Origin of the sequence: Pandoraea captiosa (assembly GCF_902459775.1) — a bacterium.
Classification (GTDB): Bacteria; Pseudomonadota; Gammaproteobacteria; order Burkholderiales; family Burkholderiaceae; genus Pandoraea; species Pandoraea captiosa.
Window position 1 is genome coordinate 73851 of the sequence record NZ_CABPSQ010000005.1, and the last position, 14926, is coordinate 88776.

11 protein-coding genes are annotated in these 14926 nt (G+C 64.0%); 4 read left to right on the forward strand and 7 right to left on the reverse strand.

What is annotated here, in order from left to right; genetic code table 11:
• Window positions 1-44 precede the first annotated feature (44 nt).
• The gene (gene ahpC / locus PCA31118_RS15475; protein WP_150626035.1) at window positions 45-608 is read left to right on the forward strand and encodes an alkyl hydroperoxide reductase subunit C; all 564 of its coding nucleotides are present in this window, start codon (window positions 45-47) and stop codon (window positions 606-608) included.
• A gap of 195 nt (window positions 609-803) precedes the next feature.
• On the forward strand, window positions 804-2393 hold the full coding sequence (ahpF, locus tag PCA31118_RS15480; RefSeq protein ID WP_150626036.1) for an alkyl hydroperoxide reductase subunit F: 1590 nt from the start codon (window positions 804-806) through the stop codon (window positions 2391-2393).
• A gap of 38 nt (window positions 2394-2431) precedes the next feature.
• On the opposite strand, the gene PCA31118_RS15485 is transcribed toward ahpF, so the two are convergent.
• Entirely contained in the window at window positions 2432-3238 is an 807-nt protein-coding gene (locus PCA31118_RS15485; protein ID WP_150626037.1) for a 4'-phosphopantetheinyl transferase family protein, read from the reverse strand.
• A gap of 435 nt (window positions 3239-3673) precedes the next feature.
• Here PCA31118_RS15485 and PCA31118_RS15490 point away from each other — a divergent pair, with 435 nt between their 5' ends.
• Complete coding sequence (locus PCA31118_RS15490; RefSeq protein ID WP_150626038.1) at window positions 3674-4672, forward strand: aldo/keto reductase; 999 nt, start codon at window positions 3674-3676, stop codon at window positions 4670-4672.
• A 58-nt stretch (window positions 4673-4730) separates the two neighbouring features.
• On the opposite strand, the gene PCA31118_RS15495 is transcribed toward PCA31118_RS15490, so the two are convergent.
• Complete coding sequence (locus tag PCA31118_RS15495) at window positions 4731-5765, reverse strand: sigma-54-dependent Fis family transcriptional regulator (RefSeq protein WP_246190253.1); 1035 nt, start codon at window positions 5763-5765, stop codon at window positions 4731-4733.
• Between the two features lie 300 nt (window positions 5766-6065).
• On the opposite strand from PCA31118_RS15495, the gene PCA31118_RS15500 reads away from it, so the two are divergent.
• The gene (locus tag PCA31118_RS15500) at window positions 6066-6980 is read left to right on the forward strand and encodes a LysR family transcriptional regulator (protein ID WP_150626040.1); all 915 of its coding nucleotides are present in this window, start codon (window positions 6066-6068) and stop codon (window positions 6978-6980) included.
• 94 nt (window positions 6981-7074) lie between these two features.
• Here the strand turns inward: PCA31118_RS15500 and PCA31118_RS15505 are convergent, their stop codons facing one another.
• The 5 genes from PCA31118_RS15505 to PCA31118_RS15525 all read right to left on the reverse strand — a co-directional run bounded on the left by PCA31118_RS15505 (window position 7075) and on the right by PCA31118_RS15525 (window position 14614).
• Window positions 7075-8301: an aminotransferase-like domain-containing protein gene (locus PCA31118_RS15505; protein WP_150626041.1), complete on the reverse strand. Its 1227-nt coding sequence runs from the start codon at window positions 8299-8301 to the stop codon at window positions 7075-7077.
• 156 nt (window positions 8302-8457) lie between these two features.
• Window positions 8458-8952 carry an SRPBCC family protein gene (locus PCA31118_RS15510; RefSeq protein ID WP_150626042.1) on the reverse strand — a complete coding sequence of 165 codons (495 nt, stop codon included), beginning with the start codon at window positions 8950-8952 and terminating at the stop codon, window positions 8458-8460.
• Between the two features lie 93 nt (window positions 8953-9045).
• The gene (locus PCA31118_RS15515) at window positions 9046-12732 is read right to left on the reverse strand and encodes an amino acid adenylation domain-containing protein (protein ID WP_150626043.1); all 3687 of its coding nucleotides are present in this window, start codon (window positions 12730-12732) and stop codon (window positions 9046-9048) included.
• A 10-nt stretch (window positions 12733-12742) separates the two neighbouring features.
• On the reverse strand, window positions 12743-13666 hold the full coding sequence (locus PCA31118_RS15520; RefSeq protein ID WP_150626044.1) for a diiron oxygenase: 924 nt from the start codon (window positions 13664-13666) through the stop codon (window positions 12743-12745).
• 162 nt (window positions 13667-13828) lie between these two features.
• Window positions 13829-14614, reverse strand: coding sequence for a DUF3050 domain-containing protein (locus PCA31118_RS15525; RefSeq protein WP_044457785.1), 786 nt, complete (start codon window positions 14612-14614; stop codon window positions 13829-13831).
• Window positions 14615-14926 lie beyond the last annotated feature (312 nt).

The following is a 14926-nucleotide window of genomic DNA, read 5'->3' on the forward strand; positions in this document are numbered from 1 at the left end:
CGGCATACTGGCAACACTTTCCACCCAGTCCGAGAGACAACGACATGCCGATCATCAATACCCAGATCAAGCCGTTCAAAGCCAACGCTTACCAAAATGGCGACTTCATCACCGTGACCGACGAGACCCTGAAGGGCAAGTGGTCGGTGGTGGTGTTCTACCCGGCCGACTTCACCTTCGTGTGCCCGACCGAACTGGGGGATCTGGCCGACCATTACGACGAGTTCAAGAAGCTGGGCGTCGAGATCTACAGCGTTTCGACCGACACGCACTTCACGCACAAGGCCTGGCACGACACGTCGGACACGATCCGCAAGATCCAGTACCCGATGGTTGCCGACCCGACCCTCGCGATCTCGCGCAACTTCGACGTGCTGATCGAAGAAGAAGGCCTTGCGCTGCGCGGTACGTTCGTGATCAACCCGGAAGGCGAGATCAAGCTGTGCGAAATCCACGACAACGGTATCGGTCGTGACGCGAAGGAGCTGCTGCGCAAGGTGCAGGCCGCTCAGTACATCGCCGCTCACCCGGGCGAAGTTTGCCCCGCCAAGTGGACGCCGGGTGCGGAAACGCTGAGCCCGTCGCTGGACCTGATCGGCAAGATCTAAGCCGTCCATCGCAGTCGCTTTGCTGTAAGCGCCGCTCCGGTCAAGGGGCGGCGTCTCCTGCCGGCGCGCGGGCCCCCCTAAACCCCGCGCTGCCGGCACCCCCAACCCCAACCCCGAATTCCCCGACGCTTACCTGCGCCAGCCATCGGCCGACGCGGTGGACCTCGCTCACCCTATCGAGACGGAAAAAAAGCCATGTTGGACGCGAACCTCAAAGCCCAGTTGCAAACGTACCTTCAGAAAGTCACGCGCCCCATCGAAATCGCCGTGTGGCTCGACGACAGTCCCAAGTCTGCCGAGATGAAGGCGTTGGTCGAAGCGATCGCGCCGCTGTCGGACAAGATCGCAGTCGTGTTTCGTGACGACGCCAGCGAGCGTCGCCCGTCGTTCGCGATCGGCACGCCCGGTGAGGCGCCGCGCATCCGGTTCGCCGGTTTGCCGATGGGCCATGAATTCACGTCGCTGGTGCTCGCGCTGTTGCAGGTCGGCGGTCACCCGCTCAAGCTCGACGACGACACCATTGCGCAGATTCGCGAACTCGACGGCGACTTTCGATTCGAGACGTACATTTCGCTGTCGTGCCAGAACTGCCCGGAAGTCGTGCAGGCGCTCAACGTCATGGCGCTCATCAACCCGCGCATTCAGCAAGTGACTATCGACGGTTCGTTGTTCCAGGGCGAAGTCGAGGCGCGTCAGGTGATGGCGGTGCCCACGGTGTTTCTCAACGGCGAGTCGTTCACGCAAGGCCGCACGAGCGTGAAGGAGTTGCTGGCGAAGCTCGACACGGGGGCGACGGCGCGCGCTGCGAAGGCGCTTGCGAACAAGCCTGTCTACGACATGCTGATCGTGGGCGGAGGGCCTGCCGGTGCGGCGGCCGCCATTTACGCCGCGCGCAAGGGCATCGTGACCGGGGTCGTCGCCGAGCGTTTCGGCGGTCAGGTGCTCGACACGATGGCCATCGAGAATTTCATTTCGGTCACGCACACCGAAGGGCCGAAATTCGCGACGGCGCTGGAGCAGCACGTCAAGAGCTACGACGTCGACGTGATCGACACACAGCGCGCCGAAGCCCTGATTCCGGGCAAGATCCACGAGGTGCATCTGGCCAGCGGTGCGGTGCTCAAGGCGCGCGCCGTGGTGTTGGCGACGGGGGCCCGCTGGCGTGAAATCGGCGCGCCGGGCGAGCGCGAATATCGCAATCGCGGCGTGGCCTACTGCCCGCATTGCGATGGCCCGCTGTTCAAGGGAAAACGTGTGGCGGTCGTCGGTGGCGGCAATTCCGGCGTGGAAGCGGCCATCGATCTGGCGGGCATCGTCAAGGAAGTCACGCTGATCGAATACGGGACACAACTGCGTGCGGACGAAGTGCTCCAGCGTAAGCTGCGCAGCCTGCCGAATGTCCGCGTGCTGATGAACGCGCAAACGACCGAAATCGTTGGCGACGGCCAGAAGGTGAACGGCCTCGTGTACCGTGACCGCGCGTCGGGCGAGACATCGACGATTGCTCTCGAAGGCGTGTTCGTGCAGATCGGTCTGGTGCCGAACACCGAATGGCTCAAGGACACGGTGTCGCTCTCGCGTCACGGCGAGATCGAAGTGGATGCCAAGGGCGCGACGTCGGTGCCGGGCGTGTTCGCCGCAGGCGATGTGACGACCGTGCCGTTCAAGCAGATCGTGATTGCGCTGGGCGAGGGCGCGAAAGCGTCGCTGGGCGCGTTCGAGCATCTGATGCTGAGTTCGGTGGAAGACGACATCGCCACCGAGGCAGTCGCCGTCGCCGCCTGATTCGGCAGTCGGATGGCCGACCCTCAAGCCTGGAAAGCCTAGAAAGCGTCGATCCGTTCGACGCTCACGTTCGCCATCCCCGACACGGTCCCCGTGACGCGCAGGGCGGGGTCGAGCCAGTCCGTCATCGCCCACATGTCGTGGGCGACGCGCCGTTGCCATGCGCGCAACGGCGCTTCGCTCATCGGCAGGCGCGACAGGTCGATGCCCGTCATGTCCGCCAGCGTCAACCCGCCGAGTTTGATCAGACTCTCCTTGCGCGTCCACAGACGCAGCCAGGCCAGTGCACGGGGCGACGGGGCATGATGGGTATGCGCCACACTTGCGAACGCGCCCAGACGCATTCGCTCGCGCTCGTTCAATCCGGGCAGTTCGGCGTCGGTGGCGAGCGCCGCGTCCCAGTGTTCGACGTCGATTCCGACCGGCGATATGGCGCAGGTGGCCGCGACGACGCCCCGAGTGTGGCTGAGGCTGACATGCAGTCCGGGGTGCGCGGGCAGGCGGGGGCGGCCGTGGGCGCCACCGCACCGTTCACAGCGTTGCACCAGCACGTAGGTCCGTGCAGAGGCGCCCGGCGTATCGGCGCTGCCGGTCACCCGCGCGGCCGCAACGCGCGCCAGAATATGCGCCGCAACATAATCCTCCCGGTCGGACGGTCGGGAATAGGCGTCGGCACGCTGCCGTTCTTCGGGACTGAGATGCGTTGCCCATCCCCTGAAGCGCGTGAGGACACTGCCGGACGCGCCGTAAAGCGCCACGCCAAGCGATAGCCCCGTCGCCATCCCCATGCTCGGTCCCGTATCCATTGCGCCATCGGCTCGAACGGCCGTGTGGTGGTTCGTCATTGTGCGTCGTGCGCCTTGTGACCGGCGAGAACAAATGATGGACTCCAAGCAATTTGGATGCCATGGTCAAACGCGTGCGACGCCAAAAAGCCGGGTCACGTTAATCGCTTTGAAATCCGAACGAACACCTGTCGCACACTGCGACAGGTGTCGCATGAATGCACAGATGATTCACCGGGAAGCCTGCGTCGATGCGCAGGCACTCATACGATTTTCATGGCACGTCGTGCAATGGAAGCCATCGGTTCACGGCCCATACCGTGAAGACATGCGGGTTGAAAGACCGTCGCATCGGTCGGCAAATGCGGTCGAAGGAATCGTCGGGATGTCATGCACAAAAATGGATCGAAACTTGCATGGAGACGATGACGTACCGATGTCGTGCGCTGTTGCCCGACGACACCGGTTCCTCAACGACAACACAGGAGTCTTGCGATGCTGCCAACCCGCCGACTAGGCAATCAAGGACTGGAGGTCCCCGCTATGGGGCTCGGTTGCATGGGCATGAGCTACGCCTATGGCCCTTCCGACGATGCGGAGTCGGTTCGCGTGCTGGAACGGGCGCTTGCCCTTGGGTGCAATTTCTTCGATACGGCGGAAGTGTACGGGCCGTTCGAAAACGAACGCTTGCTCGGGCGCGTTCTCAAAGGCCGCCGCGACAAGGCAATCATCGCCACCAAGTTCGGCTTCCGCTTCGAGAATGGCGCCGTGACCGGGGCCGATAGCCGACCCGAGCACATCAGGGAAGTGGTCGACGCCAGCCTGATCCGACTCGGTACGGACTACATCGACCTGTTGTATCAACACCGTGTCGATCCCAATGTGCCCATTGAAGACGTGGCGGGCACCGTCGGGGAGCTCGTCAAGGCAGGCAAGGTGCGCTACTTCGGTCTGTCGGAAGCGGGCGAGCGAACGATTCGGCGTGCGCACGCCGTGCATCCCGTGAGCGCATTGCAAAGCGAGTATTCGCTCTGGCACCGCGACGTCGAAGCGTCGATTCTGCCGTGCCTGCGCGAGCTGGGGATCGGCTTCGTGCCGTTCGCTCCGCTTGGCCGGGGGTTTCTGACGGGAACCGCACGTCGGGCAGAAGAGTTTCCGGAGGGCGATTCGCGCCGCACGTCCGACCCGCGCTTGCAGGGAGAGAACTTCGACGCGAATGTGAGGCTGGCGAAAACGCTCGCGGGCTATGCTGCGCAAATCGGCGTGACCCCGGCCCAACTGGCGCTCGCATGGCTGCTCTCACGCGGGAACGATATCGTGCCGATTCCGGGCACCCGCCGTGTGAGCCGTCTCGAAGAAAACCTGAGCGCCGCGAGCCTGCACATCGATGCTGCGATGGCAAAGGCGCTCGATACGCACTTCTTTGCCGGGACGACGACGGGACCGCGCTACAAGGCGACGGCCATGATGGCGCTGCTGGCAGATCCGGCATAAGGAACGCCGTCGTGAGCGCAGGGCGGCGGGCGGCGCAGCGTACCGCCCGCCGACTCGTTCAGCGATCCGGGCCGAGCAATACGTCGCTGCCCATATCGCGGACATGAGGAATATGCAATTCGCGCAACTTGCGATAGAGCGACGTGCGGCAGATGCCGAGTTCGCGCGACGCGGCAGAGATGTTCCAGCGACGCGACGACAGCACGCGAATGATGATCTCGCGCTCGCCGTTGGCGATGGCCGACAGCGAGGCGATGGGCGTGACCTGGATATTGCCTGAGGCGCCTGAGGTGTTTGAAGCGCTGGCGGTGGGGGCGGCCGACGTGGTGTGAGTTGTCGCCGAAGCCGCACCGGCCGCTGCCAACGTCGCGCTTTGCACGAGATTGGCGGGCAGGTCGGAAATCCGGATCGTGTCGTCGCTCTTGACGGCGCAGGCGTACTGGACCGCGGCGCGCATCTGACGCAGGTTGCCCGGCCAGGCGTAGGTCAGCAACAATTCGCGGGTCTCGCTGTCGAGCGATTCGAAACTGGCGTTGCCATGCGATTCGGCGACGATCATCGAGTCCAATAGCCAGGCGCGGTCGTGTCGTAGTCGTAGTGGTGGTAGATGCACGATGCCAACGGCGATCCGGTAATAGAGGTCTTCACGAAACCCACCTGACTGCACGCGCGATTCGAGATTCTGGTGCGTTGCACAAATGAGTTGCAGATCGACGGGCACAGGCGTGGCGGCGCCGATGGGAGTGACTTCCCGCTCGGAGAGCACGCGCAGCAGGCGCGTTTGCTGCGCAAACGGCATGTCGCCGATTTCGTCGAGAAAGAGCGTGCCGCCGTCGGCCTGCACGACCTTGCCTTTCATACCGGTATTGAGCGCGCCGGAGAATGCGCCGCGCTGGTAGCCGAACAGTTCGCTTTCAATCAGATTTTCGGGGATCGAGCCGCAGTTGACCGACACCATGCTGGCGTGGCGTCGTGCGCTGTAGTCGTGCAAGGCTCGCGAAAGGTATTCCTTGCCGGTGCCGGTTTCTCCAAGAATCAGGATGGGAAGCTGTCGATCGATGAGCAGGCGCGCGCGGGCGAGGGTCGCGAGCATGGAAGGGTCGTTGCCGCAGAGCCGGTCAAGCGATGGTCTGAAGGAAGACTGAAAGTTTGCGTTTGAACGGTCCAGCGGATCGTGGGCGTGCATAGCGTCTCTCATTGACTTTATTGGAATTGGCGAGCGCCACGTTTGGCGGCGCAGGTTCGCATCATGGCGAATGCCTTGGGGGGTGCTCCATAAAGCAAAACCAAGGATAGTTCGATTCGCGAGAGGTCTCCAATACCATATGATGCGATGACTGATACCGGTTCGCTATGAATAGAAACCGATGTTCTTTCAAGGGGAAATCACTCCATGGAACTGAGGCAACTCCGCTATTTCGTAGTACTGGCTGAAACGCTCCACTTCGGGCGCGCGGCAAATCTGCTGCATATCTCGCAACCGCCGTTATCGCGTCAGATCGCGATGCTCGAGGAGGAGTTGGGTGTCGTGCTGTTTCAACGAACGCAGCGCAGCGTGGCGCTCACGGCGGCCGGGCAGCGCTTCTATCGCGACGCGCGCTCCGTGCTCGCAACACTCGATCAGGCGCGCTCGCATGCGCGTGCCGCTGAAGTAGGCGATTCGGGCATGCTGTGCGCCGGCTTCATGTTCGCTGTCGCGTGCAGCGTGTTGCCGGTGCTCACGCGCGCCTTTGCGGCGGCGTTTCCTCGCATCGAAGTCAAGCTCAGGGAGAAAATTCCGACCGAGTTGGCCGACGAACTGCGCTGCGGAAAAGTGGACGTCGGCATCATGTACTCGTCCGATGCATCCGACGAGCTATGCACCGAGACGATATTCCGGGAACCGCTGGTGGCAGTGCTGCCCGCCAGTCACCGGCTCGCGGCGCGCACCGCCATCTCCATTGGCGAGTTGCGCGACGACGCGTTCATCATTTCTCCGCGCGAGGCGTCGCCCTTCATCTACAACACGATTACGGAGCATTGCCGTCAGGCGGGCTTTGCCCCGCGCGTGCGTCTGGAGACAAACTTTCAGCAGACGATCGTGAACCTTGTCGGCCAGCGACTTGGCGTGGCGTTGGTTCACAGTTCGATGCGCAGTACCCGCGCAGAGAACGTGCAATTCGTGCCGCTGCTGCACGCGCCGCACATCGATGTCGCGCTCGTGTGGGACGCGAAGAGCAGCAACCCGTGTGTGCCGCGCTTCGTGCAGACGGCACAGAACCTCGGACTGTTCGAGCCGTCTGACGCAGCGCTGCAGGCCTGCGCGTGAGGTACTGCGAGATAGCTACGAGAGAGCAACGAGACGCCGTCGAGAGCGCGCCGCCCCCTTGCTCGGTGGCGGCGTGTGCGCGGTGGGCCGACGACTAAGAGACGATAGCGCAGGCTTCGGCTTTTGTGAGCCGCGCCTTGATGGCTTGCGCGAGGCGCGAGATGCCCGTTTCGATTTGCGATGGCGTTGCGGTGGTAAACGTCAGCCGCATCGTGTTCGACCGGGGCGCCACGGCGTGGAACGATGCGCCCGGAATGAACGCCACGCCACGCGCCAGCGCGTCTTCGAAAAGACTCGCGCTGTCGATGCCCGCCGGCAACGTCACCCAGAGGAACATGCCGCCGCTCGGGCGCGTCCATGACACGCCTTCGGGCATATGTTCGGCGAGGCACCCCAGCATGAGCGCGCACTGTGCGCGGTAACGCAGTCGGATCGCTTCGAGGTGCGCGTCGTATTCACCATCGATCAGCAAGGCGTGTGCGAGCCGTTGGGTAATGCCGGTCGTGTGCAGATCGCTCGCCTGCTTCGCTTGCAGCAATTTGGCCAGGAGTTCGTCCGGCGCGACGACGTAGCCCACACGCAGACCGGGCGCGATCACCTTCGAGAACGAGCCGAGATGCACGACATGGTCCGGGGCCATCGAGAGCAGCGACGGTGGCGTGACGCCGCTATAGACGAGCTCGCCATAGGGATCGTCTTCGACGAGCAGCAAGTCGTTGCGAGCGGCCTTCGAGACCAGCGCGATGCGGCGCTCGATGGAGAGCGTGCGTCCCGTGGGATTCTGAAAGTTCGGCTGGGTGTAGAGCAGTCGTGCGCGGCGCATCGATGCATCGGACATGCGCTCGGGCGCGAGGCCTGCTGCGTCCGCCGGCACTTCTTCAAACGTGGGTTCGTATTGTGCCAGCGCCTGCACGGCGCCCAGATAGGTCGGTGTCTCGATCAAGACCCGCGAGCCGGGGTCGACGAGTACGCGCGCGACCAGATCCAGCGCCTGCTGGGACCCGGTTGTCACCAGCACCTGCGACGGGTGCACGGCCGCTCCCTGACGGGTCAGACGCGCCGCGATCGCTTCGCGCAGCGGCAGGTAGCCTTCCGAGGGGCCGTATTGCAGTGCCGAGACGGCGTCGCGCCGCAGAATGCGATCCATGGCGGCGTGCAGCCGCTCGACAGGCAGCGCGTAGGGCGACGGAAGCCCGCCAGCGAACGAGATGATGTCAGGCCGCTCGGCGACCTTGAGAAGTTCACGCAGCGCCGACGGCTGCATGCGTTGCGCGCGCGCCGCGAGTTGCCAGCGACCGGCGGGCGGGAGATGTCTGTCCATGGAGCGGTCCGTGACGAAGCGAAGAAGAGAGCCCCCGCGTTGCGATGTCCGCCGCAGGCGTGCAACACGCCTGGGGTTGCAACGGAATTTGCAACGGTACGCGGGGGCGAGAGGTCATCGATGAAGCGGGCGATTCGGTCGATTCGGGCGATGCGCTCAGGCGCCGTTGAACATCTTGCGCAGATTGTCCATCGCCATCTTCAGAAAACCGACAGCGAAGGCGTCGAACGCCGGCTGGTCCTTCGGATTGCCCGAACGGGCTTCGCCCACGATGCGATAAGTGGCGGTACACGCCTTGTCCCCGCGCGGCACGACTTCCATCGACGCCCACATGTTGCCGATGTCGAAGGTGGTGTAGATCAGCGTCCAGCTCATCGTCATGGCGTCGTCGTCGCGCGTATTGAGTTGCTCGACGACCAGATCGCCGCCGGTGAAGTGCTTGTGGCGAAGCGAGCGCGGGCCGGTCGCGGTGCCGGTCATCTGGATGTATTCGAGGCCGGTGACGAAGCGGTTGTAGCCGTCGAAGCGCCCGACCACGTTCCAGACGTCGCGCGCAGAGGCGTTGAGCTCGGCGACCCCGGCGTGAACGGTCGTGTTCAGGTTGTGGATCAGCGTATCGGGTTGCAGTTCGGTGCGGACTCTTTGCAGCATGATGAACTCCTCGATAGACAACATTGGAAAAAGGACTGCGCAAATACAGGGCCGTGCAAATGCATGATTCGAGTCAGGGGATTCGCGCGACGCTCAGGCAACCGACGCCGCTTCCGTCACAGCTTCCGTGACAGCCTCCGTCTCGCGTTCGTTGCGCTGGGGACTGATACTGCTACCCGCCGGCGCGGGCAGGAATCCGCTATCGATGAGATAGCGGAAGTGCTGGGCAAGCAGATCGGCATCCTTGCGCGGGTAGGGAAGTTCGAGACGTGCCAGCGCATGGGCGGTTTGCCGATGGGCGATGCGCGCCATGTCGCCGATGTCCTCCTGGCTGTCGTCCAGATAGAACGCGACCACGTCGAACAGCGCGTTGGTCTCGTCGATCGACGTGAGCCGGTTGCGCCAGTCGGCGGGCTCTTCGAGCGCGAGCGAGTAGCCGCACTGCGCGAGCGCGCCGAGGTAGTCTTCCCACGTGAGCGGCTGCGGGTTCTGGAGATGGAAAACGCGCAGGTCGCGCTGGGGGTCAGTCGTGCAGCGCACGATGGCACGCGCCAGGAAGTCGACCGGCGTGAAGTCGAAGTCCGTATCGCCGGCGGGCGCCGCCCCCAGTTGCAGCGATCCCTTGACGAGGAGCAGGATCCGGTTTCGCGTCGGTTGGCACAGACCGGTCGCCGCCACCCCCGTGATGTTGCCGGGGCGCAGGATCGTGGCGTCGATGCCTCGTTCCGCAGCTTCCCATACGAGATGCTCGGCGACCCACTTCGTCACGTTGTAGCCATTGTTCACGAAGGCGGGTGCGTTGCGGGCGGGGCCTTGCTCAAGCACGTGCCCGTCGGCATCGACGGCACTCGCGGCGGACAGTGTCGAGACGAAGTGCATCGACTTGTTGCGGAACTCGCAGGCCAGACGCAGCAGTTCCAGCGTCGCGCCGACATTGGCGTCATAGAGGTAGGGATAGTCGTAGACGTGATTGACGTGGGCGCCGTTGTGGTAGATCGCGTCGATGTCGCGAGCCAGCGTGCGCCATGTTTGCGGTGACAACCCCAGCCGCGGCTGCGCCAGATCGCCAAGCACGACTTTCAGGCGAGGATGACCGACAAGCGCGGCAAGCCCGTTGGCCTGAAGCGCCTGTGCGAGACGCGCTTCGCCCTCCTTTTGCGTGGCCGCACGGACCAGACAATGGATGGTGGCCGACGTCTGCGCGATCAGCTCGGCGGCGATGAACGTGCCGAGAAAGCCGTTCGCGCCGGTGAGCAGGACTGCGCGCGCCCCGTTTGCCGCTGGCCGCAAGCCGTCGACCGGGCGCACGTCGTCGGGCAGCACCATGTCGTCGAAGACGCGCTGCGGAATTCGCTCGCCCTTGTTCACGTCGTCGTTCGCCAGCAGCGAAGCCAGCGCAGCGATGGTCGGTCGTTCCATGAAGCGCGCAAGCGGGGCGTTGCCGCCGAATTCCTTCTTGACGGCAAGCATCAGTCGCGAGACGAGCAACGAATGGCCGCCGAGATTGAAGAACGAGTCGTCCTTGCCGATCTCGAACGGTTCGAGGTCCAGCAACCGTGCCCACAGCGCGCGCAGGTTCGTCTCCGTCTCGGTGAGCGGTTCGGTCGCTCTTGCTTCGTCGGGCGATGCACGTTGCACTGAAAGCCGCGACAGAGCGCCGCGGTCGATCTTGCCGTTGTTGGTGGCAGGAAGTGCGTCGAGCACCACGATCTCGTACGGCACCATGTAGTCGGGCAGGCGCGCCACGAGCAGATCGCGCAATGCATCGCCCGTCGCACCTGTCGTCAATGGCCGGGCAACGAAACCGCGAATGCGCTTGCGCTCGTCCACCACGCAGGCGCACTGACCGAAGAGCCCGGTGGCCAGCGCGGTGGACTCGATCTCGCCAAGTTCGACGCGGAACCCGCGAATCTTGACCTGTGCATCGCGCCGCCCGACGAAGTGCAGCCAACCTTCGTCATCCCATTGCACGATGTCGCCGGTGCGATAGAGTTTTTCGTCATGCGCGCGGGGCCATTCGCCCTCATGTTGCGCAAACGGATTCGGCACGAAGCTGCGTTCGGTCAGATCCGGGCGATGCAGATAGCCGTTAGCCACGCCCGCACCCGCGACGCACAATTCCCCCGGTTCGCCCGTGAGCGCGGGTTGGCCGGTCTCCGTGAGGACATAGCAGCGCACGTTGGCCATCGGGCGGCCAATCAGCCGGTTGCTGTCGCCTGCCGTCAGACGCGCGATGCTCACGAGCACGGTGCATTCTGCTGGGCCGAAGATGTTGTGGAATTCCCGGCCCTGGCTCCAGCGCGCGATCGTCTCCGGGAAGCACACGTCGCCGCCGGTCAGCAGATGCCGCAGTGCAGGCCACTGCGCGTCAGGCATCACGCCGAGCAACGCCGGCGGGAGGAACGCGTGGGTAACGGCTTCACGCTCGATCAGCGCGCTCAGTTCGTCGAGCGCGTGTCGCTGCGCTTCTGTCGGAATCACCAGTGTGGCGCCGGCGAGGAACGTCGGGAAGATGTCGAGCAGCGAGACGTCGAACGCCACCGTGCAGAACTGCAACGCACGCGAGCTGGCGTCCATGCCAATGTAGTCGCGATACCAGTGACAGAAGTGCACGATGTTGCGGTGCGTGAGCATGACGCCCTTGGGCGTACCGGTGGAGCCGGAGGTGAAGATCGTGATCGCGCAGCGGCTCGCACGGTCTGCAAAGCGCTCCACCGGCCATGCGCTCACATCGATGGCGATATCCGCCACATCGAGCGAGCGCAGACGAATGATCCTGACATCGAGTCCATCGAGTCCATCGAGGGCGCTGGCGTCGAAATCGTCGTCGGTGATCAGGCAGACCGCGCGACTTTGCTCCACGATCTGCCGCACGCGCTCCGGCGGGAACGACGGGTCGAGCGGGGCGTAAGCCGCCCCCGCGCCGATGGCGCCGAGAATGGCCGTGTACAGCAGACGCGACTTCGGCAGCCGCACCGCAACCACCTGGGGCGATCCGTCGGCGCTCGGCACGTTGGGCAGCAAGGCGGCCAGCTCGTTGGCGAGCTTCATCGAGGCCGCGACGAACGTTTGGTAATCGACATCGCCGTGCGCGTCGCGCAGGGCGATGGCCGTGGGGGTCGCGACCGCACGGCGCGACACCATTTCCGGCAGCGACGGCTCCAGCGCAAACGTACGCGCCGTGTCGTTGCTGGCGTGCCAGCCCGCGAGGTCATGCAGGTCCAGCTCGATGCTGCCCGGCGCGCCCGCAGCATGGGCTGAGAGGGCTGAGAGGGCTGAGATGGGGCGTGCGGCGAGCGATTCGGGCGTGAGAACGTCGCGCCCGAGCTGACTGACGATGTCGACGAGCATCGTTTCGGCTTCGGCATCGATTTGCGCGACGAGATCGGCGCCACAGCGGGGGCTGACGAATGTGCAGTCGACGGTGGCCACGTCGACGAGGCCGCGCGGGCCCGGCCACTGCCACGAGAGCGTGGCGCCGCTCGGCGGGAAGGACTGCGAGCGCGCGCGGAAGGTCAGCACCTGCGAGGCGTTGCAGGCGATTTCGTCCGCAATCCTGTCGTGCTCCGCGTTGCGATCGGCGCAGTCGATGCGCCATTCCACGGACACCGGCGCAGCGCCCGCCTCGGGAACGACAACGCCCAGTTGGGCCGCCATCTCGGCGAGTGGTCCGCTCGAGCGTGTCAGTGGAACGACATCGTGGCCCATGTCGTGAAGGGCGGCGAACAGACGTGCCCCGAGACGGTTGTTGCCTGCAATGGCGAAGGAAATCGCTCTCATGACGCGTTCCTCACAGGTACTGCGCGATAGCCGCGCGAGTGGGTTCGTGATCGAGCAGCCCCGCCATCTTCAGGAACTTGCGAATATTGACGATCATCGGGTGCTGGTTCGTGATGGGGTAGGCGCCGACCATGTCGTTCGCGATCTGCTCGCGTGTGGCGGCCGGCAGGTCGAGCGTGCCGATCAGGCGACGATCGAACTCGAGCTGGAGCTCGTTGGTGAGGTACTCGCGCAGAAAGAACGGCAATCCGCGCCCCAGTTCCACGCGCGCCGTCTCGTCGATTTCCGACCAGTAGAGCTTGACCAGATTGATCCAGAAGACGGAGTGGCGGCCTTCGTCGGCGAGGTGGTCCGCCATGACCCCCTTGACCGAGCGCTTGAGCGTGTTGTCGCGCGAGAACGCGGCGACCTCGGCCGTCACGGTGTTCTCCGAGATGGCGACACCCAGCAGCTCCATGCCGGCGGCATATTGCGGTGGCACGTATTCCATGGCTCGCGGAATCGCGCGCGAGAGTTCGATTTCGCGGTTTTGTTCGATGGGGCCGATGCCGGTGCTGCGCTCGACCTGGTCGAGGTAGTCCATGGCCACGTACGCGTGGTAGTTCTCGTCGATGACGACCGACATGGCGTCGCTGCGGCAGGCGAACGGAAACTCGAACGGAAACCGCGACTTGGCGATGGCCAGCGCCGTGCGGTTGACGATTTCCGTCTCGAAGATGATGACGTCGTTGATGTACTTGTAAAAGCTCTGGAGCAGGATGTAGTCCTGCACCTCGCGACCCGCGTCGATCACCGCGGGGTGGGCGTACAACGGTTGTCGCTCCACCGGGTAGTAGCTCAGATCGTCGTCTTCGACGATGCGGCGCGGGCGCGAACGGATCGTGGCGCGTTGTTCCCATTGGTCAGCATGACTGACGTAACTCTGCAATGACATGGCGTTGCCTCGGAAGATGGGGGGCGGCGAAGCGCATTCGACCGGTTTCGGTCGGTACACGAAAAGGGGCGTGGCGGGTGCCCGGCGGGCGATGTCTGGCGCATCGCTTGAGCCGTGACGTCCCGCCCTGGCGGGTTGCGGCACCCGCGCGACGCCTGCGCGTCAGGCGGCGACCGCTTCCTTTTGCGTGGCCACGATGTGCTCATGCAACCCGTCCCACAGACGCAGGCGTTCGTCGATGGCACGCAGTCCAGCTTCCAGCGCTTCGACGAGCAGGCGTTCGTCGTTGTGTGCCGCTTCGACGATCATGGCGCGCGCCGCCGGGCCGTGTTCGCCGGAGTCGACTTCGATGTGACGTTCGAGATAGAACGTGAGCAGCGGCACGCTCTTCGGATCGATCTGCCAGCCGTCGAGCAGCGTGCGGAACATGTCGGGGATGACGTTTTCCCGGCCGTAGAAGAAGTTGCCCAGCACCTGGTGGGTCTTGCCTTCGTAGCAGGTCGCGAACGTGGAATTGACGAAGCGAAGCACGGGGGCCGGCGCCTCGACGGCGGCCAGCGCTGCGCTCACGCTGTGACCGGCGACCAGCAGGTCGATGAGCTTTTCGATCTGACGCGTATCCGCGCCCACATCGCGCATCGCGGCAAGGTACAGATCGAAGTGGCTCATCGGCCCTTGCGGCGTCTCGTCGCATTCCTCGCCGAGCACGATCTCGTTGATCAGGCGGGCCGCGTGAATGTTGCGCGGCGCGATCCACGGCAATGTGATCGTGGTGAGGTCGGCCTGAAGCCGTTTGACCAGCGACATGAAATCCCAGACGGCGAAGACATGCCATTCCATGAATGTCTGCAAGCCCTGCATCGATTCGATGGAATGGAAAACGGGATGATGTGCAAGCGTCGCGTGATGTTCCTTGATCTGACGTTCGAGATGTTCGATCTTGTCCACGATAGGCATCCTTGTGATGACGAAATGGAAATCAACCTGTGCGAGGGGGAATGCGGCGCGACTTTCGCGTCGTCGCTCACAGGGATCAGCAAGTTCGATGCCAGCGTCTCGAAACGCAAGCATCTCGATGATCGAGGGGATTTTCGAGCGCCATTACGCGTGCAAAGCGCTGACACCTGTACAACTAATGGACAGGTGTGCGCGCGGGTGTCGCGAAGCGCAGGCGTTGCGCGAGAGAGTGGAGGCGGTGGAGGGAGCGCCAGCCGGTGAACGGCGGCGCCCCCGATTTCAATGCGCTGAAAGAGACGGTGA

Bases quoted from the DNA above. Each gene is read 5' to 3' on its own strand.
- ahpC (WP_150626035.1), top strand. From the start codon at position 45: ATGCCGATCATCAATACCCAGATCAAGCCGTTCAAAGCCAACGCTTAC.
- PCA31118_RS15500 (WP_150626040.1), top strand. From the start codon at position 6,066: ATGGAACTGAGGCAACTCCGCTATTTCGTAGTACTGGCTGAAACGCTC.
- PCA31118_RS15510 (WP_150626042.1), bottom strand. From the start codon at position 8,952: ATGCTGCAAAGAGTCCGCACCGAACTGCAACCCGATACGCTGATCCAC.
- PCA31118_RS15515 (WP_150626043.1), bottom strand. From the start codon at position 12,732: ATGAGAGCGATTTCCTTCGCCATTGCAGGCAACAACCGTCTCGGGGCA.
- PCA31118_RS15485 (WP_150626037.1), bottom strand. From the start codon at position 3,238: ATGACGAACCACCACACGGCCGTTCGAGCCGATGGCGCAATGGATACG.
- PCA31118_RS15520 (WP_150626044.1), bottom strand. From the start codon at position 13,666: ATGTCATTGCAGAGTTACGTCAGTCATGCTGACCAATGGGAACAACGC.
- PCA31118_RS15505 (WP_150626041.1), bottom strand. From the start codon at position 8,301: ATGGACAGACATCTCCCGCCCGCCGGTCGCTGGCAACTCGCGGCGCGC.
- ahpF (WP_150626036.1), top strand. From the start codon at position 804: ATGTTGGACGCGAACCTCAAAGCCCAGTTGCAAACGTACCTTCAGAAA.
- PCA31118_RS15490 (WP_150626038.1), top strand. From the start codon at position 3,674: ATGCTGCCAACCCGCCGACTAGGCAATCAAGGACTGGAGGTCCCCGCT.
- PCA31118_RS15495 (WP_246190253.1), bottom strand. From the start codon at position 5,765: ATGCTCGCGACCCTCGCCCGCGCGCGCCTGCTCATCGATCGACAGCTT.